At 73.6% G+C, this 19,506-nt stretch carries 17 protein-coding genes; 10 read left to right on the top strand and 7 right to left on the bottom strand.

Translation table 11 applies throughout. The annotated features are described in order from the left end of the window. The first annotated feature begins 107 nt into the window (after nucleotides 1-107). Complete coding sequence (locus tag ACLQ22_RS20345; protein WP_425693678.1) at nucleotides 108-1,568, top strand: menaquinone biosynthesis decarboxylase; 1,461 nt, start codon at nucleotides 108-110, stop codon at nucleotides 1,566-1,568. Beyond that, nucleotides 1,568-2,479 carry a menaquinone biosynthesis prenyltransferase MqnP gene (gene mqnP, locus ACLQ22_RS20340; protein WP_121397122.1) on the top strand — a complete coding sequence of 304 codons (912 nt, stop codon included), beginning with the start codon at nucleotides 1,568-1,570 and terminating at the stop codon, nucleotides 2,477-2,479. The genes ACLQ22_RS20345 and mqnP overlap by 1 nt, the downstream gene beginning before the upstream one ends. Before the next feature lie 119 nt (nucleotides 2,480-2,598). Here mqnP and ACLQ22_RS20335 read toward each other — a convergent pair whose 3' ends face one another. Continuing rightward, complete coding sequence (locus ACLQ22_RS20335) at nucleotides 2,599-3,603, bottom strand: terpene synthase family protein (RefSeq protein ID WP_425693677.1); 1,005 nt, start codon at nucleotides 3,601-3,603, stop codon at nucleotides 2,599-2,601. A 215-nt stretch (nucleotides 3,604-3,818) separates the two neighbouring features. Between ACLQ22_RS20335 and ACLQ22_RS20330 the strand changes: the two genes are divergently transcribed. After that, nucleotides 3,819-4,448 carry a UbiX family flavin prenyltransferase gene (locus ACLQ22_RS20330; protein ID WP_425693676.1) on the top strand — a complete coding sequence of 210 codons (630 nt, stop codon included), beginning with the start codon at nucleotides 3,819-3,821 and terminating at the stop codon, nucleotides 4,446-4,448. Nucleotides 4,449-4,514: 66 nt separating this feature from the next. Here the strand turns inward: ACLQ22_RS20330 and ACLQ22_RS20325 are convergent, their stop codons facing one another. Beyond that, a complete protein-coding gene (locus ACLQ22_RS20325) occupies nucleotides 4,515-4,781 on the bottom strand; it encodes a BldC family transcriptional regulator (RefSeq protein ID WP_089002465.1) in 267 nt (88 codons plus the stop codon). A 268-nt stretch (nucleotides 4,782-5,049) separates the two neighbouring features. Between ACLQ22_RS20325 and ACLQ22_RS20320 the strand changes: the two genes are divergently transcribed. The 3 genes from ACLQ22_RS20320 (at nucleotide 5,050) to ACLQ22_RS20310 (ending at nucleotide 7,558) form a co-directional block, all read left to right on the top strand. Next, nucleotides 5,050-5,508 (top strand): Lrp/AsnC family transcriptional regulator, encoded by a 459-nt coding sequence (locus tag ACLQ22_RS20320; RefSeq protein ID WP_358114451.1) that lies wholly within the window; start codon nucleotides 5,050-5,052, stop codon nucleotides 5,506-5,508. A gap of 108 nt (nucleotides 5,509-5,616) precedes the next feature. Beyond that, the gene (locus ACLQ22_RS20315; protein WP_425693675.1) at nucleotides 5,617-6,444 is read left to right on the top strand and encodes an SDR family NAD(P)-dependent oxidoreductase; all 828 of its coding nucleotides are present in this window, start codon (nucleotides 5,617-5,619) and stop codon (nucleotides 6,442-6,444) included. Between the two features lie 22 nt (nucleotides 6,445-6,466). Next, nucleotides 6,467-7,558, top strand: a complete 1,092-nt coding sequence (locus ACLQ22_RS20310) for a PLP-dependent cysteine synthase family protein (protein ID WP_425693674.1) — start codon at nucleotides 6,467-6,469, stop codon at nucleotides 7,556-7,558. A gap of 100 nt (nucleotides 7,559-7,658) precedes the next feature. Here the strand turns inward: ACLQ22_RS20310 and ACLQ22_RS20305 are convergent, their stop codons facing one another. The 4 genes from ACLQ22_RS20305 to ACLQ22_RS20290 all read right to left on the bottom strand — a co-directional run bounded on the left by ACLQ22_RS20305 (nucleotide 7,659) and on the right by ACLQ22_RS20290 (nucleotide 13,591). Further along, nucleotides 7,659-8,279, bottom strand: coding sequence for a putative glycolipid-binding domain-containing protein (locus tag ACLQ22_RS20305; protein WP_425693770.1), 621 nt, complete (start codon nucleotides 8,277-8,279; stop codon nucleotides 7,659-7,661). Nucleotides 8,280-8,388: 109 nt separating this feature from the next. Further along, on the bottom strand, nucleotides 8,389-10,209 hold the full coding sequence (locus tag ACLQ22_RS20300; RefSeq protein WP_425693673.1) for a DEAD/DEAH box helicase: 1,821 nt from the start codon (nucleotides 10,207-10,209) through the stop codon (nucleotides 8,389-8,391). A gap of 196 nt (nucleotides 10,210-10,405) precedes the next feature. Continuing rightward, nucleotides 10,406-10,873 (bottom strand): hypothetical protein, encoded by a 468-nt coding sequence (locus ACLQ22_RS20295; RefSeq protein WP_425693672.1) that lies wholly within the window; start codon nucleotides 10,871-10,873, stop codon nucleotides 10,406-10,408. A 1,104-nt stretch (nucleotides 10,874-11,977) separates the two neighbouring features. Further along, nucleotides 11,978-13,591 (bottom strand): NlpC/P60 family protein, encoded by a 1,614-nt coding sequence (locus ACLQ22_RS20290; RefSeq protein ID WP_425693671.1) that lies wholly within the window; start codon nucleotides 13,589-13,591, stop codon nucleotides 11,978-11,980. Between the two features lie 241 nt (nucleotides 13,592-13,832). Between ACLQ22_RS20290 and mqnE the strand changes: the two genes are divergently transcribed. From mqnE to ACLQ22_RS20275, 3 genes are read left to right on the top strand one after another with little or no spacing between them, the layout of a single operon-like run. Then, nucleotides 13,833-15,002 carry an aminofutalosine synthase MqnE gene (gene mqnE / locus ACLQ22_RS20285; protein WP_425693670.1) on the top strand — a complete coding sequence of 390 codons (1,170 nt, stop codon included), beginning with the start codon at nucleotides 13,833-13,835 and terminating at the stop codon, nucleotides 15,000-15,002. A 23-nt stretch (nucleotides 15,003-15,025) separates the two neighbouring features. Further along, a complete protein-coding gene (locus tag ACLQ22_RS20280; protein ID WP_121397114.1) occupies nucleotides 15,026-15,448 on the top strand; it encodes a hypothetical protein in 423 nt (140 codons plus the stop codon). A gap of 44 nt (nucleotides 15,449-15,492) precedes the next feature. Further along, the gene (locus ACLQ22_RS20275; RefSeq protein WP_425693669.1) at nucleotides 15,493-15,786 is read left to right on the top strand and encodes a DUF4229 domain-containing protein; all 294 of its coding nucleotides are present in this window, start codon (nucleotides 15,493-15,495) and stop codon (nucleotides 15,784-15,786) included. 156 nt (nucleotides 15,787-15,942) lie between these two features. On the opposite strand, the gene ACLQ22_RS20270 is transcribed toward ACLQ22_RS20275, so the two are convergent. Continuing rightward, nucleotides 15,943-17,301 carry a peptidase C39 family protein gene (locus ACLQ22_RS20270; protein ID WP_425693668.1) on the bottom strand — a complete coding sequence of 453 codons (1,359 nt, stop codon included), beginning with the start codon at nucleotides 17,299-17,301 and terminating at the stop codon, nucleotides 15,943-15,945. A gap of 213 nt (nucleotides 17,302-17,514) precedes the next feature. Here ACLQ22_RS20270 and ACLQ22_RS20265 point away from each other — a divergent pair, with 213 nt between their 5' ends. Beyond that, nucleotides 17,515-19,398, top strand: a complete 1,884-nt coding sequence (locus ACLQ22_RS20265; protein ID WP_425693667.1) for a M14 family zinc carboxypeptidase — start codon at nucleotides 17,515-17,517, stop codon at nucleotides 19,396-19,398. The last annotated feature ends 108 nt before the right edge of the window (nucleotides 19,399-19,506 follow it).

Here is a 19,506-nt window from a genome sequence, read left to right as displayed (position 1 = left end):
CGCCGGCCGGAGCGACCGGGCCGTTCCCGCGCCGCCCGACCGGTGATCGCCGGTGTCACACCACCCGGCGTGGTCGCCGCCCAGGTCGGTGCGGGAGACTGGCAGGCATGGCGGCTCGTGGCTTCCCGTACACCGATCTCAAGGACTTCCTCGCGGCGCTGGAGCGCGCGGGCGAGTTGCGGCGGGTGAGCGCCCCGGTCGATCCCACCCTGGAGATCAGCGAGATCGTCACCCGGACGGTCCGCGCGGGCGGCCCGGCGTTGCTCTTCGAGCGGCCCACCCGGGGCGAGATGCCGGTGGCGATCAACCTCTTCGGCACCGAGAAGCGGATGGCGATGGCGCTCGGCGTCGAGTCGCTGGACGAGATCGGCGAGCGGATCGGCAACATGCTCAAGCCGGAGCTGCCGATGGGCCTCTCCGGGATGATGGACGGCCTCGGCAAGGTCAGGCAGCTCACGTCGATGCCGCCGAAGAAGGTCAGGACCGCACCCTGCCAGCAGGTGGTCTACCGGGGCGACGACGTCGACCTGGACCGGCTGCCGGGCTTGCAGGTCTGGCCGGGTGACGGCGGGATCTTCCACAACTTCGGGCTGACCCACACGAAGCACCCGGAGACGGGCAAGCGCAACCTGGGGCTGTACCGGTTGCAGCAGCACTCGCGGAACAGCATCGGCATGCACTGGCAGATCCACAAGAACTCCACGGCGCACCACGCGGTCGCCGAGCGGCTCGGGCAGCGGCTGCCGGTGGCGATCGCCATCGGTACCGACCCGGCGGTCGCCTACTCGGCCAGCGCGCCACTTCCCGCCGACATCGACGAATACCTGTTCGCCGGGTACCTGCGCGGTGAGCGGGTCGAGATGGTGGACTGCCTGACGGTCCCGCTACAGGTGCCGGCGCATGCGCAGATCGTCCTGGAGGGCTACATCGAGCCGGGTGAGCGGCTCCCGGAGGGCCCCTTCGGCGACCACACCGGCTTCTACACGCCGGTGGAGCCCTTCCCGGTGATGCACATCGAGTGCATGACCACGCAGCGCGACCCGGTCTACCACTCGATCGTCACGTCGCAGCCCCCGCAGGAGGACCACGGCCTCGGCAAGGCCACCGAGCGGATCTTCGCGCCGCTGCTGCGCTTCCTGATCCCGGACATCGTCGACTACGACCTGCCCGCCGCCGGGGTCTTCCACAACTGCGCGATCGTGTCGATCCGCAAGCGCTACCCGAAGCACGCCCAGAAGGTGATGAACGCGATCTGGGGCGCGCACATGATGTCGCTGACCAAGCTGATCGTGATCGTCGACGAGGACTGCGACGTGCACGACTACAACGAGGTCGCCTTCCGCGCCTTCGGCAACGTCGACTACGCCCGGGACCTGCTGCTCACCGAGGGGCCGGTGGACCACCTGGACCACGCCTCCTACCAGCAGTTCTGGGGCGGCAAGGCGGGCGTCGACGCGACCCGCAAGCTGCCCGAGGAGGGCTACACGCGGGGCTGGCCGGAGGAGATGCGGATGGCCCCCGAGGTCGTCTCCCTGGTCGACAAGCGCTGGAAGGAGTACGGCATCTGATGGCGACCGCCGTCGAACCGGCGCAGCGGCCGGGCCGGGTGAAGTCCTTCCTCAAGCTGGTGGCGATCGAGCACTCCGTGTTCGCGCTGCCGTTCGCGTACCTGTCGGCGCTCACCGCCATGCAGGTCGACGGGGGGCGGGTCCGGTGGCTGGACCTGCTGCTGATCACCGTGGCGATGGTCGGCGCGCGGACGTTCGCGATGGCCGCGAACCGGATCCTGGACCGCCGGATCGACGCGCGGAACCCGCGTACCGCCGGCCGGGAACTGGTCACCGGGGCGGTCAGCGTGCGGACGGCCTGGACCGGCGCGGCCGTCGCGCTCGTGGTCTTCCTCGCCGCCGCCGCCCTGCTCAACCCGCTCTGCCTGGTGCTCGCGCCGCTCGCCGTGGTGCCGCTGGTCGTCTACCCGTACGGCAAGCGGTTCACCAACTGGCCGCACGCGATCCTGGCCGTCGCCCAGGCCGTCGGCCCGGTCGGCGCCTGGCTGGGCGTCACCGGCACCCTCGACGGCTCCTGGCCGGCGTGGCTGCTCGGCGTGGCCGTCGGCCTCTGGATCGGCGGCTTCGACCTCATCTACGCCTGCCAGGACGCCGAGGTGGACCGGCAGATCGGCGTACACAGCGTGCCGGCCCGCTACGGGCTGCGCTTCGCGCTGCACGCCTCCACCGTGGCGCACGTGGTGACGTTCGCGCTGTTCCTCTGGTTCGGGGCGCTGGTCGGCTTCGGCTGGCTCTGGTGGATCGGGCTGGGGCTGACCGCCCTCGCCTTCGGCTACCAGCACCTGGTGGTCAGCCCGACCGACCTGAGCAAGGTCAACCGGGCCTTCTTCACCGCCAACGGCTTCGTCGGCATCGCGCTGTTCGTCTTCGCCCTGCTCGACCTGGTCGTCCGCCTCGGCCTACGCGCCTGACCGTCGCCGCCGGCCCTGCTGTGCCGGTCGCACCGGTGCCACCCGCTGCGGGTTCCACGGGCGCCGGCCGTCGGTGGGCGCGCCGTCATTGCGGCCGGGCCCGCAGTCCGGCCCGGCCGTCAGGAAGGGGTCCCTCCGCCGGCGGAGGCGTCGACGAGGCGCCCTCCCCCGCCGCCGTAGCGGGTGCTCTCCAGCGTCCAGTCGACGGTGGCCCGGACGGCGTTCGCCACCCCGTCGAGGTGGTCGGCGACCGCCCGGTCCAGCGCCGGGCCGAACGACGGCACCGCGGCGCGCAGCTCGACGAAGTGCCGCATCGAGGCCCGCCAGCGCTCGGCCGTCAGGCCGACCGCGGTCTCCACCGGCACCCGCCGCTCGGCCGCCGTCGCGAGCACCAGGTTGTGCCCGCCGGCGGTGGCCTCGTCGCGTTCCAGCGAGGCGAGGTCGTTGTACCAGGAGAGCAGGTCGTTGCCGGTGTCGGCGATCTCCCGCAGCAGCGGGTGGTGGTGGACCGGGTCGGGCAGCGGGCGGCCGGTGACGAACTCCACCAGCGGATACGACACGTACGCGGCGGAGGTGGCGCGCCGCAGCGCGACGTACTCGGCGACGCCGGGCCGGCGGCCGGCCGCCTTGTTCGCCGCCTCCCGCCACGTGCCGTCGAGATGGTCGGCGACGGCCTCGGCGAAGCGCAGCCGCCAGCGGGCCGGCATCCGCCGGCGCGGCTCCCGCCACCCGTGCACCAGCAGCCGCCTCAGCGGCCCGGTCAGGCCGGCGTGCCGGAGCCGGGGACCGGCGTGCAGCAGCGTCAGCGTGCCGGCGCGCAGCGCCCGGATCTGGTCGGGGTCGAGTCGGCCCGGCCGGTCACACGCGTCGTCGACCAGGAAGAACCAGGTGAACAGCGCCGTCAGCGACCGCAGGTCGGCCTCGGCCGAGCCGGGGTAGAGCCGGCCGGCGTACCGGGCGACGCCGGCGTGCGCCAGCCGTTGCGGCGCCGCGTCGTCAGCCGCCAGGCCGAGGCCCGGCAGCAGGTCGCCGACCAGCCACTCCTGCACCCGGTCGGCGTACGGCGAGAGCCGGGGCGGGATGGGGCACTCGGACCGTAGCGACCGCAGGACCTCGCCGGTCATCACCGATTCCTCCCGGGTGCGATCCCGCTACGCGTGGGACGATCCCGCTAAGCGTGGGTATCGCCATCGGCAGCATGTCAGGCCGCCGGGATGGGCGCGCTCCCGACCCGACATCGCGCCCGTCGGGGCACAACCGACACCCGAGCGGGACATCACGGACGCTCCGGGCGGGGGTGCCCGGCGCCGGGAAGGGGCGACCAGGCAGGCTGGAGGGCATGCGCGAACCATGGGTGGTCGGAGTCTCCGGGGCGTCCGGCACGCCGTACGCGGCGGCCGTCGTGCGGGCGCTGCTCGACGCCGGCGAGGCGGTGGACCTGATCGTCTCCCGGGCCGCCCGGCTGACCGTCCTCGACGAGACCGGGCGCCCGTTCCGGGACGCGCACTGGGCCGAGGACCTCGCCGCCTGGCTGGGTCGCGACCTCGCGGGAGCCGACGTGCGGCACTGGCCCGCCGGCGACCTGGCCGCCGGCCCGAGCAGCGGCTCCTACCGGGTACGCGGGATGGCGGTGGTCCCGGCGAGCACGGCGGCCTGCGCCGGCATCGCGATCGGGCTCTCGAAGGACCTGTTGCAGCGGGCCGCCGAGGTCAACCTCAAGGAGCGCCGGCCGGTGGTGGTGGTGCCCCGGGAGACGCCGGTGACCCGCAGCCACCTGGAGCACCTGATCGCGCTGCACGACGCCGGAGCGGTCGTGCTGCCGGCCAGCCCCGGCTTCTACGGCGCGGGGGCGGCGGCCTCCGCCCCGCAGCTCGTCGACTTCGTGGCCGGCAAGGTGCTGGACGCCCTCGGCGTACCGCACACGCTGTTCCGTCGTTGGTCGGGTGAGCTGGGCGTGGCGCGGGAGTGACCCGGGCCCGGCTCACCGGGACGCGGACCGGAGCTTGCGTCCGGCCCGCGTGACGATCCGCACCATTCAGTACATGCCGGCGTTGGCCGGGCCCGGCCCGGTCGAGGCGGCCGGCCCCGCGTTACGCGGTTTGCCGACGTCTTCCGCCTCGTCCAACATGCCCTCCCCCTCAAGCAGGGCCCGCACCTCGGATTCCCGAAACCGGCGATGCCCGCCTGGAGTCCGGATGCTGCCTATCCGGCCCGCCGCTGCCCATCGCGTCACAGTCTTCGGGTCAACCCGAAACAGCGCGGCAACTTCACCCGGTGTCAGCAGGCGATCTCCAGTGTCCACAGCCCCCTCCTCGCGTCGACGAAGCCCCCGGCTGAACACACTGCCCCCGGCCGGTGCGAGCCCAGAGCCGTCATGAGGGACGTATGGCAATTACAGCACCAGCGACCTGGCCTGTCCGCCAAACGCGAAAAACGCACTGAGTGGGAAGTTAGGAAATATTACCTGCGTGCGGCTCCCTTGACTGCGAGTTTTCGGACGACTACACCCTGTCATGTCCAACGCGCGCCGGATGCCCGACGTTACGCCCGGACCGCTAGGGTCACAGTCCGTGGACGCCATCGACCTGAGCCTCGTGGAGCTGCTACGCGGCAACGCCCGCCTGTCCTACGCCGAGTTGGCCCGGCAGGTCGGCCTCTCCGCGCCCGCCGTGCACGAGCGGGTCGGCAAGCTGGAGTCCAGCGGCGTGATCCGGGCCTACCGCGCCGAGGTCGAGCCCGAGGCGATCGGCTTCGCCGTCACCGCGCTCATCGGGATCGTCGAGGACTCCGGCGGCGACACCGACGACGTGCTGGAGGCGTTCCGGCAGATGCCCGAGATCGAATCCTGCTACTTCATGGCCGGCGTCGAGTCGTTCCTGCTCAAGGCCCGGGTCGGCACCATCGCCGAGCTGGAGCGGCTCATCGTGCGGCTGAACCGGACCCCGGGGGTCGCCTCCACCCGGACCGGCATCGCCCTATCCACGAAGTGGGAGAACCGGCCACAGGCCCCGGTGCCGCCCGCCGCCTGACCCGCCCGCCCGCCGGCCCCCGACAGCCGCGTCCCGCCACCTCCGGCCCTCCGGCCGCCGGACAGCCGGCTCTGGCGCACGGTCGCCGGGCGGCGATAGCGTGCGCCGATGACGAAGCCAGCCCCCGGGACGGCGGTGGTCACCGGTGCGGCCGGCGGCCTCGGCCGCGCCATCGCCGCCGCGCTGCACGCCGACGGCTGGCCGGTGCTCCTCACCGACCACGACGACCGGGCGGTGGCCCGTGCCGCCGCCCCGCTCGGCGGCTGGTCGCGCCGGCTGGACGTACGCGACGAGGACGCCTGCGCCGCCGTCGCCGCCGAGGCCACCGGCCGGGGCGGGCTCGGCCTCTGGGTGAACAACGCCGGGATCCTCGTCACCGGCCCCTCCTGGGAGCACGACGCGCCGACCCGCCGCCGGGTGATGGATGTCAACGCCCTCGGCGCGATGAACGGCACCCTCGCCGCGCTGGCCGTCATGCGGGAACAGGGGCACGGGCACGTGGTCAACGTCGTGTCGCTGGCCGGCCTGGTGGCCGCGCCCGGCGAGACCGTCTACGCGGCCAGCAAGCACGCCCTCGTCGCGTTCAGCATCGGCACCCTCGCCGACCTGCGGCTGGCCGGGCACCGGGGCGTACACGTGTCGTGCCTGTGCCCGGACGGGATCTGGACGCCGATGCTGCACGACCGGCTCGACGACCCGGGCGCCGCGGCCTCCTTCACCGGGACGCTGCTGACCCCCGAGCGGGTGGCCCGGCGGGCCGCGCGGCTGGCCCGGCGGCCCCGCCCGGTGGTCAGCGTCCCCCGTTGGCGCGGCGCGCAGGTCCGGCTCCTCGACGCGCTGCCCGGCGCCGCCGTGCGGCTCGCCCCGCTGATCCTCGCGGCCGGCAGGGCCGGTCAGCGCCGCCAGCGCCGCCGGACCGGAGCCGATCCGCGGTGAGCCGGCTTGCTAGGTTTCGAGAGTGACTCACATCGACCGGTGCGACGAGGCCAGCCGGCGCTGGGTGACCGAGGCGATCGCCGCCGTCGAGGCGGACGCCAACCGCTCCGCCGACACCCACCTGCTGCCGTTCCCGCTGCCCCGGTCGTGGGGGATCGACCTCTACCTCAAGGACGAGTCGGTGCACCCGACCGGCTCGCTGAAGCACCGGCTGGCCCGCTCGCTCTTCCTCTACGGGTTGTGCAACGGCTGGATCGGCCCGGAGACCACGATCGTGGAGGCGTCCTCCGGCTCGACGGCGGTCTCCGAGGCGTACTTCGCGCGGATGCTGGGGCTGCCGTTCATCGCGGTGATGCCCGCCTCCACCTCGCCGGAGAAGATCGCCCAGATCGAGTTCCAGGGCGGCCGCTGCCACCTCGTCGACGACCCGGCCAAGGTGGTCGTGGAGGCCCGCTGGCTGGCGGAGGACTCCGGCGGGCACTTCATGGACCAGTTCACCTACGCCGAGCGGGCCACCGACTGGCGGGGCAACAACAACATCGCCGAGTCGATCTACGCGCAGCTCGCCCTGGAGCGGCACCCGGTGCCGGCGTGGGTCGTGGTGGGCGCCGGCACGGGCGGCACCAGCGCCACCATCGGCCGCTACGCCCGCTACCAGCGGCTGCCCACCAAGTTGTGCGTGGTCGACCCGGAGAACTCCGCGTTCTATCCCGCCTGGCAGGCCGCCGACTGGTCGGTGCGCACCGGGCGGGGCTCCCGCATCGAGGGGATCGGCCGGCCGACCGTGGAGGCGTCGTTCGTGCCGTCGGTGGTGGATCGGATGGTCCAGGTGCCCGACGCCGCCTCGCTGGCCGCCATGCGCGCCGGCTCGGCGGTGCTCGGCCGCCGGGTGGGCGGCTCGACGGGCACCAACCTGTGGGGGGCCTTCGGGCTGATCGCGGAGCTGCTCGCCGAGGGCCGCACCGGCTCGGTGGTCACCCTGATCTGCGACGCCGGCGACCGCTACGCCGACACCTACTACTCCGACGACTGGCTGGCCGCCCAGGGACTGGACCTGACCCCGCACCTGGCGACCGTCGAGCGCTTCCTCACCACCGGCGCCTGGCCGGCCTGAGCCGTCGGGGTGGCTGAGCCGCCTGGCCGGCCTGAGCCGTGTGGCCGGCATGGGGCGCCTGGCCGGCCCGGGGTCGCCGGGGGAGGCGTCCGCAGCCCGGTCAGCGCGGGTCGACGCGCTCGGCCAGCCCGGGGTAGCGCAGCACGTAGCCGTCGCCGTCGAAGTCGATGTCGGCGGTGAAGGTGTCGCTGGTGAAACGGACCCGGCCGGGGCCGAGCGGGGTGTAGACCTGCTCGGCGGGCACCACCAGCAGGCTGGGCACCAGCACCCAGGCGACGTCGATCCGGTGCGGGACGTCGGCCGCGGCGCGGGTCAGTCCGAGCCGGCGCACCGGTAGCGCGTTGAACAGCGCCGCTCCGCCGAGGTCGACGTCCACCGCCCCGGCCAGCCGGCCCGGGTCGTCGGTGCCGGGCAGCCCGACCGGCGGGTGGCCGGCCGCCCGCAGCGCCGCGTCCAGGTCACCCTGCTCGGCGGTGGTCACCCGCCACCCGTCGGTCACCCGCTCCAGGCGTACGCTCCGCATCCAGCCGGTGCCCTCCGCCTCCGCCTCGACGCGGACGCTGGCCCACTCCGGGTCGGTGGCGAGCTGGTAGCGGCAGGTGTAGGGGATCGGGTCGACGGCCGTCAGCGTGCCCCGCGCCGTCAGCCCACGGCCGTCGTCGAACAGCGCGTGCTCCGCGCCGGCGGTGTCCGTCCGGGTCCAGAAGAGCGACTTCGGCATGGTCGGCATGAGCCGGACGTTACGCGACCCGGCCGGCACCGGCAGCGGATGCGCGAACGCCGCCGCGGAGCCTGGGCCCCGCGACGGCGTTCGTGGCTGACGCTGGTGATCAGTGGGTACGCGCGGGCGGACGCCCGCCGAAGCCCCGCCGGTCGTCGCGCGGCCGCTCGTCGCGCCCCCGGCCCTCGGGCCGGAAGCCGCCCCGGTCGCCGAAGCGCCGCTCGCCCTGCGGCCGGTCGCCGTAGCTGCGACCCTCGGTCGGGCGGTCGCCGTAGCGGCGTTCGCCCTGGGGGCGGTCGCCGTAGCCGCGGCTGTCGGTGGGGCGGTCGCCGTAGCGCCGCTCGCCCTGCGGCCGGTCGCCGTAGCCACGACCGTCGGTCGGACGGTCGCCGTAGCGCCGCTCGCCCTGCGGCCGGTCGCCGTAGCCACGGCCCTCACCGCGCCCGTCCCGGTCGCCGAAACGCCGCTCGCCCTGGGGACGGTCGCCGTAGCCGCGGCTGTCGGTGGGGCGGTCGCCGTAGCGGCGTTCGCCCTGGGGCCGATCGCCGTAGCGGCGCTCGCCCCGGGTGTCGCGGTCGCCGTAGCGGCGCGGACCGCCCGGCCGGTCGCCGTGCCGGCGCGGCTCCTCGGCCTCGACGCGCACCGGGACGCCGCTCGGCTCGCGGGCGCCGGTCAGCTCGGCGAGCGCCGGATCGCCGACCCGCACCCGGGTCTCGGCCGGTGCCACACCGGCCTTCTCCAGCATGGCGAGGGTGGTCCGCCGCTGCTTCGGCAGCACCAGCGTGGCCACCGCGCCGGACTCGCCGGCCCGGGCGGTACGCCCCGCGCGGTGCAGGTAGTCCTTCGGGTCCTTCGGCGGGTCGACGTGCAGCACCAGCGAGACCCCGTCGACGTGGATGCCCCGGGCCGCCACGTCCGTGGCGACCAGGACGTTCACTCGGCCCTCACGGAACTCGGCCAGCGTGCGGGTACGCATCCGCTGGGTCTTGCCGCCGTGCAGCCCGCCCGCCCGTACGCCGACGGCGGCCAGCTGCTCGACCAGCCGGTCGACGCCGAGCTGGGTGCGGGCGAAGACCATCGTCCGCCCGTCCCGGGCCGCGATGGACGCGGCGACCGGGAACTTGTCGTGCGGCGGGATCAGCAGCATGTGGTGGTCCATGGTGGACACCGAGGCGGTGGACGGGGCGGTGGAGTGCGTCACCGGGTCGGTCATGAACCGCTTGACCAGCGCGTCGACGTCGCCGTCCAGCGTGGCCGAGAAGAGCAGCCGCTGGGTGCCGGCCGGCGTCTTCGCCAGCAGCTCGGTGACCTCGGGCAGGAAGCCCATGTCGGCCATCTGGTCGGCCTCGTCGAGGACGGTGACCTCGACGTCGTCCAGGTGGCAGACGCCCCGGGCGATCAGGTCGCCCAGCCGGCCGGGGGTGGCCACGATGATCTCCACCCCGCGCCGCAGGGCGTCGATCTGCCGGTCGTACGGCACGCCGCCGACGGCGGTCTTCAGGAACACGCCGACGGCCTTGCCGAGCGGCATCAGCGCGTCATTGACCTGCATCGCGAGTTCCCGGGTCGGCACCAGGACCAGTGCCCGGGGGCGCAGCGGCCGGGCCCGGTTGCGGTCGGCCACCAAGGCCAGCAGGGGCAGACCGAAGGCCAGGGTCTTGCCGGAGCCGGTCTGGCCCCGGCCGAGGACGTCCCGGCCGGCGAGCGCGTCCGGCATGGTGGCGCGCTGGATCTCGAACGGGGTGGTGATGCCCTGTCGGGCGAGCGCCTGGACCAGCGGCTGGGGCAGCCCCAGCGCGGCGAAGTCGGTGGCCTCGGGCGTCACCGGGGCGGCCGGGTCCTGGGCGGTGCCGTCCCGCTCGACGGCGGTCTGCGCGTCGGCGGTGTCGAGGGCGGGCAGAAACGTGCTGGGTTCAGCAAAGGTCGTCAAGAAATGCCTTTCGAGCGGGGCGCATCTTCGCGATGGCCTGCCGCAGCTGAATGCCGCCGAATCGCCCGCAAGATCGCCCATGGGCGCGCAGGGCGCGCCGGGTCAGTGATCCTCACCAGTGTACGGGGACATGACGAACCCGCCACCCGACCACGGACGGGTAGTGGGCGGGCTCACCATCGTCGGCGTACGCGGCTCACTTGCTCAGGACGCCGCCCACCAGCCCGCCCACCGTGTCGTTGGCGAGCAGCACGACCAGCACGCTGATCGCCACGAGCAGGCCCAGCGAGGCGGCCAGGACGACCACCACCTTGGTCGTGCTGGACCGCTGCTCGGTGGGGGTCTCCGTCCAGCCCTGGGCCAGGATGTGCCCGGTCAACGAGCCGGAGTTCTCCACCGGGTTGTTCGGGAACGCGACGGTGCTGAAGCCCGGGCCCTCGGTGCCGGCTCCGGCACCCGCACCGTAGATGGTGCCCAGGTCGGGCCCGCCGTCGTAGCGGCCCGCGGACGCGCCCTCCGCCTGCCCGACGCGCGTGGACGGGCCGTCGACGCGACCGCTCAGCCGCCGCGCCTCCCGGGGCGCGGTGGCCGGCTCTGCGCCGCCGGGCCTGCGGTCACCCGGGTTGGTGGGCGGCGGCCAGCCCGGCAGCGCGGGAGCGGGCACGGCCGGCGGCCCGGAAGCCGGCGGCGAAGAGAACGACGGCGCGGATGTCGGGGGCGCGGAGAACGGCGGCGGAGAGAACGGCGGTGCGGATGCCGGAGGCGCGGAGAACGGCGGTGCGGAGAACGGCGGTGCGCTCGCCGGGGGTGCGGAGAACGGCGGTGCGCTCGCGACGGGGCCCGGTACCGGTCCGGCGGCCGTGAGGGGCGGCGGCGGGAACGGTGGCGCCGGCGTCGGGCCGGGCGGGGGCGGCGGGGCGGGCACCGGCGGCCCGGGTGGCGGCGTCGGCGGACCCGGCAGGGGCGGTACCGGCGCCGGCGGCCTGGGCCCCGGCCCCGGGGGCACCGGGCCGGGCGGGTAGGGACCGGGGACCGGCGGCGTCGGGGTCGGGACCGGAGGGGCCGGCGACGGCGGGTTCGGGCCCGGCACCGGCGGCGTGGGCGCCGGCTCGGGCTCCGGGACGGGTGGGGTCGGCGGCTGCGCCGGCTCCGGCGGCTGGGCGGGCTCCGGGTTGACCGGCGCCGCCCGGTAGATCCGGGCCTCGCCCGTCCGGGACCGGACGGCCCCGGCCTCGTCGGCCGACATCCGTCGCATTCCCGGTACGGCGGCGCTGGCCCGTGCCCCCGCCGTGGCCCGCTGTCCGGGGACCGGGGCGGCGGCCGGGGCGCCCGTTCCGGCCGCCCGGTAGGTGGTGCCGGCGCTCGGGCCGGTCGGCGGTGCCGCGTCGTCCTGACCGGGCGCGGTCGCGGTGGCCACGGACACCCGGCCCCGGGCCGGCGCGGCGGGCTGTCGGCGTACGTCGTCGGCGGGCGGCTCGGGCGACGACCCGGACGGCCCGGCTGCGGCCGGCGACGGTGCGCCGACGGACGTCAGGGGATGCGGTGCCTCGGCACGGCTCCGGTCGGGCGTGGACCCGTGGTCGACCGGCTCCGCCGGAACCTCTTGCTCGGCCATGCTCGCCCTCCGCGCACGCTCGCGCCCGGATCCGCGACATCGGACCGGGCGTGCCTGTCTGTCACCGTGCCACATTCCGGCCCGGCGGCACAGCCGGAGCGCGTTCCGGGGCGGTGTCGGGGCCGATCCCGTCGGCCGGCCCGGGGGACGTGGTCAGCTACCGGTGCTCGCCGAGGCGCTGGCCGAGGCGGTGGCCGACGTGCTGCCCGTCGGGGCGGAGCTGCTCTGCGCCGTGGTCGGGGCCACACTGCCGGTCGAGGGGCTCGGCGAGGAGACGCCCGAGCTGCTCGGGGACGGCGACGGCGAGGTCGACCTGCTCGGGGACGGCGACGGCGAGGTCGACGTGCCGGGCGTGGGATTGGGCGAGGGGGTGCCGGTGGGCGTCGCCGACGGCGAGGTCGACGGGCTCGGCGACGGCGAGGTGGGCGACGGGGTCGGCTTCGGGCTGGTCGGCGGCTTCGTCGCGGGCGGCTTGCTCGGCGACGGCGTCGGCGAGGGGGTGCTGACCGGCGCGGGCACCGCTCCGATGACGCGGGTGGCGGCGTAGAGGCGCGACCAGCGCACGGTGGAGATCTTCACCACGTCGCCGGTGGTCGGCGCGTGGATCATCTTGCCGCCGCCGACGTACATGCCCATGTGGTGGATCGTCGTCCAACTGGTGCCGGAGGCGAAGAAGAGCAGGTCACCGGGGAGCAGCGCGGTGCGGGACACGGTGCGGGACCGGGTGGCGTAGTACTGGTCCCGGGAGACCCGGGGCAGCCCGTAGTAGCCCGCCGACCGGTAGGCGGCGTAGATGAGGCCGGAGCAGTCGAACCGGTCCGGCCCTTCGGCCGCCCACAGGTAGGGGTCGCCGAGCTGCGCCTTCGCGTATGCCAGGGCCTTCAGCGCCGTCGGGTGGGCGGCCAGGCCGTTGGCGGTCTCGTTGCCGAGGTAGCCGGCGCCGAGGCGCTGCTCGGCGGCCTCCTGCTGGCGCTCGATCTCGACAAGCTGGGCGGCGTTGTCCCGCTTCAGCTTGTCCAGCTTCTTCTCGGCCTCGCGTAGGGCCTTCTCGCCGGCGGCGTACTCCGTCCTGGCGCCCGTGAGGCGGGACTCGGCCGAGACCATCGCCTGGTTGGCGGCCTGCTCGCCGGTGCGGGCCCGGGACACCTCGCCCTCGGCGGCGGTGGTGCCGCCCTCGGCCTTCTCGCCCCGGATGATCCGGGAGAGCCGGCTCAGTTCGTGCAGGTCGTTGGCGAACTCGCCCGGCGGGAGGGCGGCGGCGGCCTTGAAGGCGCCCGCGGCGGCGGCGTCGGCACCCTCCTGGGCGCGCGCCACCGCGTCCCGGGCGAGGGCGAGGTCGCGCTCGGCGGTGGCGCGCTGCGCCTCGGCCTCGGTGCGCTTCTGCTGGAGCAGGAGCAGTTGGTCACGGAGCTGCCCGACCTGGGCCTCGGCGGCGTAGATCTGGGCGGCGAGCGGGCCGTTGCCGATGTTGCCGGCCGGCACGCCGGGGACCGTGCCCGGCAGCCCGGGAGCGCCCGGCAGACCCGGGACCGTGCCCGGCAGCCCGGGGACCGGGGTGCCGCCGGGGAGCTGGAGCTGGCCGGTGTAGGACGGGCGGGACCCGGTGTCGGGGACGCTGGTGGGCAGCGACGGGTCGGCCTGGACCGGGTTGGCGAGGACCGTGGCGGCGACGGCGCCGAGCAGGGCGGCCCAGAGCGCCGGGCGCAGCACCGGCGAGATCACCGGGCTCCGCCGTCGCTGCCGTCGCCCGTGCCTGCTGTCGACCATTCCGCTCCCCGTCCGGCCTGCGACGCCGCGCCGGGTGGGCGCGGCGGTGGGGACGCTACCAGCGTGTGGCGAACGTCCCACCCTGTCTTACCGCACCCAGGCAACGATGTCGATGCGTGGACAGGTAACGGGTGCCTGAGAGTTCGGTGAACCGGCCCACGGGGGCCGACCATGCTGCGGCGGCGTCGGCGGGCCGACGTACGCTCGATTCCTACCGCAGGTGGAAGGGACGTGGCTTTCGATGGACGCCGGACTCAAGCGTGAGCTCGAAGCGAAGGTGTACGCCGGCGAGCGGCTGACCCGCGAGGACGGGATCGCCCTCTACGACAGCGACGACCTCGCATGGCTCGGGCGGCTGGCGCACCACCAGCGCACCGAGCTCAACGGCGACCGGGTGATGTTCAACGTCAACCGGCACCTCAACCTGACCAACGTCTGCTCCGCCTCGTGCGCGTACTGCTCGTTCCAGCGCAAGCCGGGGGAGAAGGACGCCTACACGATGCGCATCGACGAGGCGGTCCGCAAGGCCAAGGAGATGGAGGACGAGCAGCTCACCGAGCTGCACATCGTCAACGGCCTGCACCCGACCCTGCCCTGGCGCTACTACCCGAAGGTGCTGCGCGAGCTGAAGGCGGCGCTGCCGAACGTCAAGCTCAAGTGCTTCACCGCCACCGAGGTGCAGTGGTTCGAGAAGATCAGCGGCCTGAGCGCCGACGAGATCCTCGACGAGCTGATGGACGCCGGCCTGGAGTCGCTGACCGGCGGCGGCGCGGAGATCTTCGACTGGGAGGTCCGCCAGCACATCGTCGACCACGCCTGCCACTGGGAGGACTGGTCGCGGATCCACGCCCTGGCGCACAGCAAGGGCATGAAGACCCCGGCGACGATGCTCTACGGCCACATCGAGGAGCCCCGGCACCGGGTGGACCACGTGCTGCGGCTGCGCGAGCTCCAGGACGAGACCGGCGGCTTCGCGGTCTTCATCCCGCTGCGCTACCAGCACGACTTCGTCGACTCGGCGGACGGCAAGATCCGTAACCGGATCCAGGCCCGTACGACGATGGCGTCGCCGGCCGAGTCGCTGAAGACCTTCGCGGTCTCCCGGCTGCTCTTCGACAACGTCCCGCACGTGAAGTGCTTCTGGGTCATGCACGGGCTGTCGGTCGCCCAGCTCTCGCTCAACTTCGGCGTCGACGACCTGGACGGCTCGGTCGTCGAATACAAGATCACTCACGACGCCGACTCGTACGGCACCCCGAACACGATGCACCGGGACGACCTGCTGCACCTGATCTGGGACGCCGGCTTCCGTCCCGTCGAGCGGAACACCCGTTACGAGGTGGTCCGCGAGTACGACGCCCCGCCGTCCCTGGCCGAGCGCCGCGCCGAGCCGCAGCAGGTCTGGGCCTGAGCCGGCACGTACCCTTCCAGACCATGACCGAGCAGCGGAGCGGGTTCCCCCGGCGCGACGCCGAGGGGCGCATCCTCACCCTGGGCGACCTGCTCGGGGTGAGCCTGGCCGGCCTGGTCATCGGCGTGCTGGCGGTGGTGCTGTTCGACTGGGCGTTCGCGCTGATCGGCAGCGGCGAGTTCGGGCGGTCGAACGGCTGGCTGGCGATCATCCTGCCGGCCTGGCTGTTCTGGGACGACTTCCGTGCCTGGGAGTTCGGCGCGGCCCGGGTGGTGTCGGCGCTGGCGGCCGCCGCGGTGGGCGTGGTCGCCGGGCTCGTGGTGGCCGGCCTCGCCGCCGGTCTCCCGCCGCTGCTCTCCGGTGGGCTGGGGGCGGCGACCTTCACCCTCGGGTACGCGGTGGTCTGGTTCCACGGCGTCCACTGGCTGGCCCGCCGGACGGGCTGAACCTGCCGCCGGGAGCCCGGCGGCGGAGAACGGAGTGCGGAAACGTGAGCGCGGCGGTCAAGTACACGCTGGGCCGGATCGGGCTGTTCGTCGCCGTGCTGGCGGCCCTCTGGCTGGTCGAGCTGAACATCTTCATCAAGCTGATGGTGGCGCTGGCCTTCTCGGCCGCCCTGTCGTTCTTCCTGCTGAAGGGCTGGCGGGACGAGATGGCCGAGGAGATGGCCACCGCCGCCGAGCGCCGTCGCGCGGAGAAGGAGCGGCTCCGCTCCGCCCTCGCCGGCGAGGACGAGCCCGACGGCGACGAGCAGCAGGGTGGCGCCCGGTCAGCGGAACGCTGACGCCCGAGCGACCCGACACGCCGCGACGACTGCTGCTGAACGGTCAACGATCACGCCGTCGTCCTGGCCGGTCGCTCCGCCTGTGGGTGGCGCAGGGCCACGACGGAAGGGCCCGGCGCGGTCGTGGTCGACCGTGCCGGGCCCTTCGTCAATCGATCACCAGTTGGTGGAGCCGGCGACCTTCGGCCACGGCTTCAGCGTGGGCTTGATCAGGTAGACGACGCCGCCGGAGCCGCCGGACACGCCGCCGCTGGCGTTGGTCCGCTTGGTGCGCAGCCAGATCTGCTCGAACTGCTCACGCGGGTAGACGTTGCGCACCGCCTCGTTGCTGGACGAGGCCGGGTCGTTGACGATGACGTCGCCGTCGGCGGTGAAGCCGACCACCACGAACAGGTGGCCGGAGGTGCCGTAGCCCGCTCCGTCCAGCTCGCTGGCGAGGAAGGACTGGCTGGTCACGACCGGGATCCCGGCGGCGATGAAGCGCTCCACCTCGTCCAGCGAGTGCAGCCGGGTGACCCGCGCCTCCAGGCCGGGGAAGCTGGCCGCGTACGCGGTGTTGAAGGGCCAGTTGCCGGCGCCGTCGTACTGGTAGTCGTAGACCATCCGGGCGGCGTGGTTGACCGTCGGGTCCGGGTAGGTCGGGTCGACCCAGGAGGTGTCCTCCTCGGACGCCTTGCGGCCCCAGTACTCGATCACCATCGTGGTGGAGGTCGGGGAGCACCAGGCCTGGCCGCCGCCGTCGTACTCGGGGTAGTGGCCGGTGTGGATGTTCTGCGAGTAGCGGGGCACGGCGAGTTCCTTGCCCCAGGCGATGCCGCCGGCGCTCGGCTCGACGGTGAACCGGTCGGGCACGTTCGAGCTCATCGCGCCCACCGTGTGCACGACCGGCGCGGCGTGCTGGCCCGGGGCCCGGTAGAGGGTGAGCCGCAGCTGGTAGTCCCGCAGCAGCACGCCGACGGAGGCGTCGTCGATGCTGAAGGTGTCGGTCCAGATGGTCGACCAGGGGTCGCCCTGCCGGTTGACGCTGGTGCGCTTGATGTCGGCGTCGCCGGAGGCCCACCGACCCATCACGTACCACTTGGTCTGGACGCCGGTGTTGTACGTGCCCTGCATCTCCACCTGGATCCAGGTGCCGGCCGGGGTGCTCGCGTTCCACGAGGCGATCAGCTCGGTGGCGTCGAAGCCGATCCGGGTGACCGGGGAGGTCCAGGTCGCGTACTCCCAGCTCCTGGTCACGCCGGTGTGCGGGTCGGTGTAGTCGGTGGTGCCGAGCGGTTGGCCCAGCGTCACGCCCGGCCGGAGGCCGGGGACGGCCCGGGTGCCGGCGTGGGTGCCGCCCCGCCAGTCGGGGTAGCGGGACCAGTCCTGGAAGGTGATCTGCTCGTCGTGGACGACCGGGCGGGTGGTCGACGGCGCCGCGACGGGTGCGGCGGCGACGGCGGGTGCCGCGGTGCCGAGAAGGGTGAGTGCGGTGGCGGCCGCCAGAGCGGCCGTGCGCAGGCGTGTTTGGGCCATGGGTCCTCCGCAGGGACGGACGGATCGTTTGCGGGTCAGTGTCCCGCCCGGAAGGAATTTTCGCCAGAGGTCGACAGTTGGAAAGTCCTTGCCGATGTGAGGATCAGGATGGCATGCAACTGGGCAACGATGAATGTTGATATGACCATGTGAGCGGTGGTGAAGTGTCCTCCACCGAGCGGGATCTCCTCCCGCCCCCCGAGGAGGTTGTCCATGGCCTTCCGCAACACCACCCTCCGCCGTCGCCTGGCGGTCGCCGTAGCAGCAGGGTTCGCCCTGCTCACGGTCGCCGCCGCGCCGGCCACAGCCCGGCCGGCCCCGGACCGGGGCGACTCCGCGACGGCGTCGTACCGGGTGCTCGGCCCGCGTACGGTCGACGACCGCACCGCCGTCGCAGGCACCGGCGCCGCCATCGACTTCGTCGAGCACGGCGTGCTGAACGTCTCGGCCACCCCGGCCGAGGCGGCGGCCATCACCCGGCTCGGCTTCCGGCTGGAGGCGGTCCCCGCCCCGTCGGCGGACGACCACGGCCACAGCCACGCCGAGGGGGACGTCGGCACGGCCGCCTTCCCGCCCGCCGACTCCAACTACCACGACTACGCCGAGCTGACCGCCGTGGTGAACAAGGTGGTCGCGGACCACCCCTCGATCGCCCGGAAGATCAGCATCGGCTCCTCGTACGAGGGCCGGGACCTGATGGCGGTGAAGATCTCCGACAACGTCGCCAGCGACGAGAACGAGCCGGAGATCCTGTTCAACTCCCAGCAGCACGCCCGCGAGCACCTGACCGTCGAGATGGCGGTCTACCTGCTCAACCTCTTCACCGACAGCTACGGCAGCGACTCCCGGATCACCAGCATCGTGAACAGCCGGGAGATCTGGATCGTGCCGACGGTCAACCCGGACGGCAGCGAGTACGACATCGCCACCGGCTCCTACCGGTCCTGGCGCAAGAACCGGCAGCCGAACAGCGGCTCGTCGTACGTCGGCACCGACCTCAACCGCAACTGGTCCTACCAGTGGGGCTGCTGCGGCGGCTCGTCCGGCTCGGCCTCCTCGGACACCTACCGGGGCCCGTCGGCGTTCTCCGCGCCGGAGACCGCGGCGCTGCGGAACTTCGTCAACAGCCGGGTCGTCGGCGGCACGCAGCAGATCAAGGCGAACATCGACTTCCACACCTACTCGGAACTGGTGCTGTGGCCCTTCGGCTACACGTACAACAACACCGGCACCGGGATGAGCGCCGACCAGTACAACACCTTCGCCACCCTGGGCCAGCAGATGGCGAACACCAACGGCTACACCCCGCAGCAGTCGAGCGACCTCTACATCACCGACGGGGACAGCATCGACTGGATGTGGGGCCAGCACGGCATCTGGGCGTACACCTTCGAGATGTACCCCGGCTCGGCCGGCGGTGGCGGCTTCTACCCGCCCGACGAGGTGATCCCCGCCCAGACCTCGCGCAACCGGGAGGCGGTCCTGCTGATCAGCGAGTACGCCGACTGCCCGTACCGGGTCATCGGCAAGCAGGCGCAGTACTGCGGCGGTGGCGGCGGCACCACGGTCTGGTCGGACACCTTCGAGACGGCCACCGGCTGGACCATCAACCCGAACGGCACCGACACCGCGACCCTCGGGGTGTGGGAGCGGGGCGCCGCCCAGGCGACCAACTCCAGTGGGGCGAAGCAGCTCGCCCCGTACGCCGGCGCCAACGACCTCGTCACCGGCCCGCTGGCCGGCACGGCGGCCGGTGACCACGACCTCGACGGCGGCGTGACCAGCGCCCGGTCGCCGGCGGTGACCCTGCCGTCGAGCGGCACGCTGACGCTCTCTCTCGCCTGGTACCTGGCCCACGGCTCGAACGCCTCGTCGGCCGACTACCTGCGGGTGAGCGTGGTGCACAACGGCGGCACCACGGCCCTGTTCACCCAGTCCGGGGCGGCCACCAACCGCAACGGCGCCTGGGCGGTGGCGAACGCCAACCTGACCCCGTACGCCGGTCAGTCGGTGCGGATCCTCGTCGAGGCGGCGGACGCCTCGGGCGCGAGCCTGGTCGAGGCGGCTGTGGACAACGTCACCATCACCAGTTCCTGACCCGGTGGGGCCCCGATCCGCCCCCGGCGGGGCCCCACCACCGGCCAGCAGACGTCGATCCAGGGCATATCGCCGCCGTTGATGATCAACGAGCGCCGATGCGCCCTG

It is taken from the genome of Micromonospora sp. DT178, assembly GCF_049841695.1.
Taxonomy (GTDB): domain Bacteria; phylum Actinomycetota; class Actinomycetes; order Mycobacteriales; family Micromonosporaceae; genus Micromonospora.
The sequence above is the reverse complement of the archived record's forward strand: the minus strand, read 5'-3'. Positions and strand labels throughout refer to the sequence as shown.

What these genes read in the sequence shown, in the direction of transcription:
- ACLQ22_RS20345 (WP_425693678.1), top strand. Translation starts at nt 108, where the DNA reads ATGGCGGCTCGTGGCTTCCCGTACACCGATCTCAAGGACTTCCTCGCG.
- mqnP (WP_121397122.1), top strand. Translation starts at nt 1,568, where the DNA reads ATGGCGACCGCCGTCGAACCGGCGCAGCGGCCGGGCCGGGTGAAGTCC.
- ACLQ22_RS20335 (WP_425693677.1), bottom strand. Translation starts at nt 3,603, where the DNA reads ATGACCGGCGAGGTCCTGCGGTCGCTACGGTCCGAGTGCCCCATCCCG.
- ACLQ22_RS20330 (WP_425693676.1), top strand. Translation starts at nt 3,819, where the DNA reads ATGCGCGAACCATGGGTGGTCGGAGTCTCCGGGGCGTCCGGCACGCCG.
- ACLQ22_RS20315 (WP_425693675.1), top strand. Translation starts at nt 5,617, where the DNA reads ATGACGAAGCCAGCCCCCGGGACGGCGGTGGTCACCGGTGCGGCCGGC.
- ACLQ22_RS20305 (WP_425693770.1), bottom strand. Translation starts at nt 8,279, where the DNA reads ATGCCGAAGTCGCTCTTCTGGACCCGGACGGACACCGCCGGCGCGGAG.
- ACLQ22_RS20290 (WP_425693671.1), bottom strand. Translation starts at nt 13,591, where the DNA reads ATGGTCGACAGCAGGCACGGGCGACGGCAGCGACGGCGGAGCCCGGTG.
- mqnE (WP_425693670.1), top strand. Translation starts at nt 13,833, where the DNA reads ATGGACGCCGGACTCAAGCGTGAGCTCGAAGCGAAGGTGTACGCCGGC.
- ACLQ22_RS20280 (WP_121397114.1), top strand. Translation starts at nt 15,026, where the DNA reads ATGACCGAGCAGCGGAGCGGGTTCCCCCGGCGCGACGCCGAGGGGCGC.
- ACLQ22_RS20270 (WP_425693668.1), bottom strand. Translation starts at nt 17,301, where the DNA reads ATGGCCCAAACACGCCTGCGCACGGCCGCTCTGGCGGCCGCCACCGCA.
- ACLQ22_RS20265 (WP_425693667.1), top strand. Translation starts at nt 17,515, where the DNA reads ATGGCCTTCCGCAACACCACCCTCCGCCGTCGCCTGGCGGTCGCCGTA.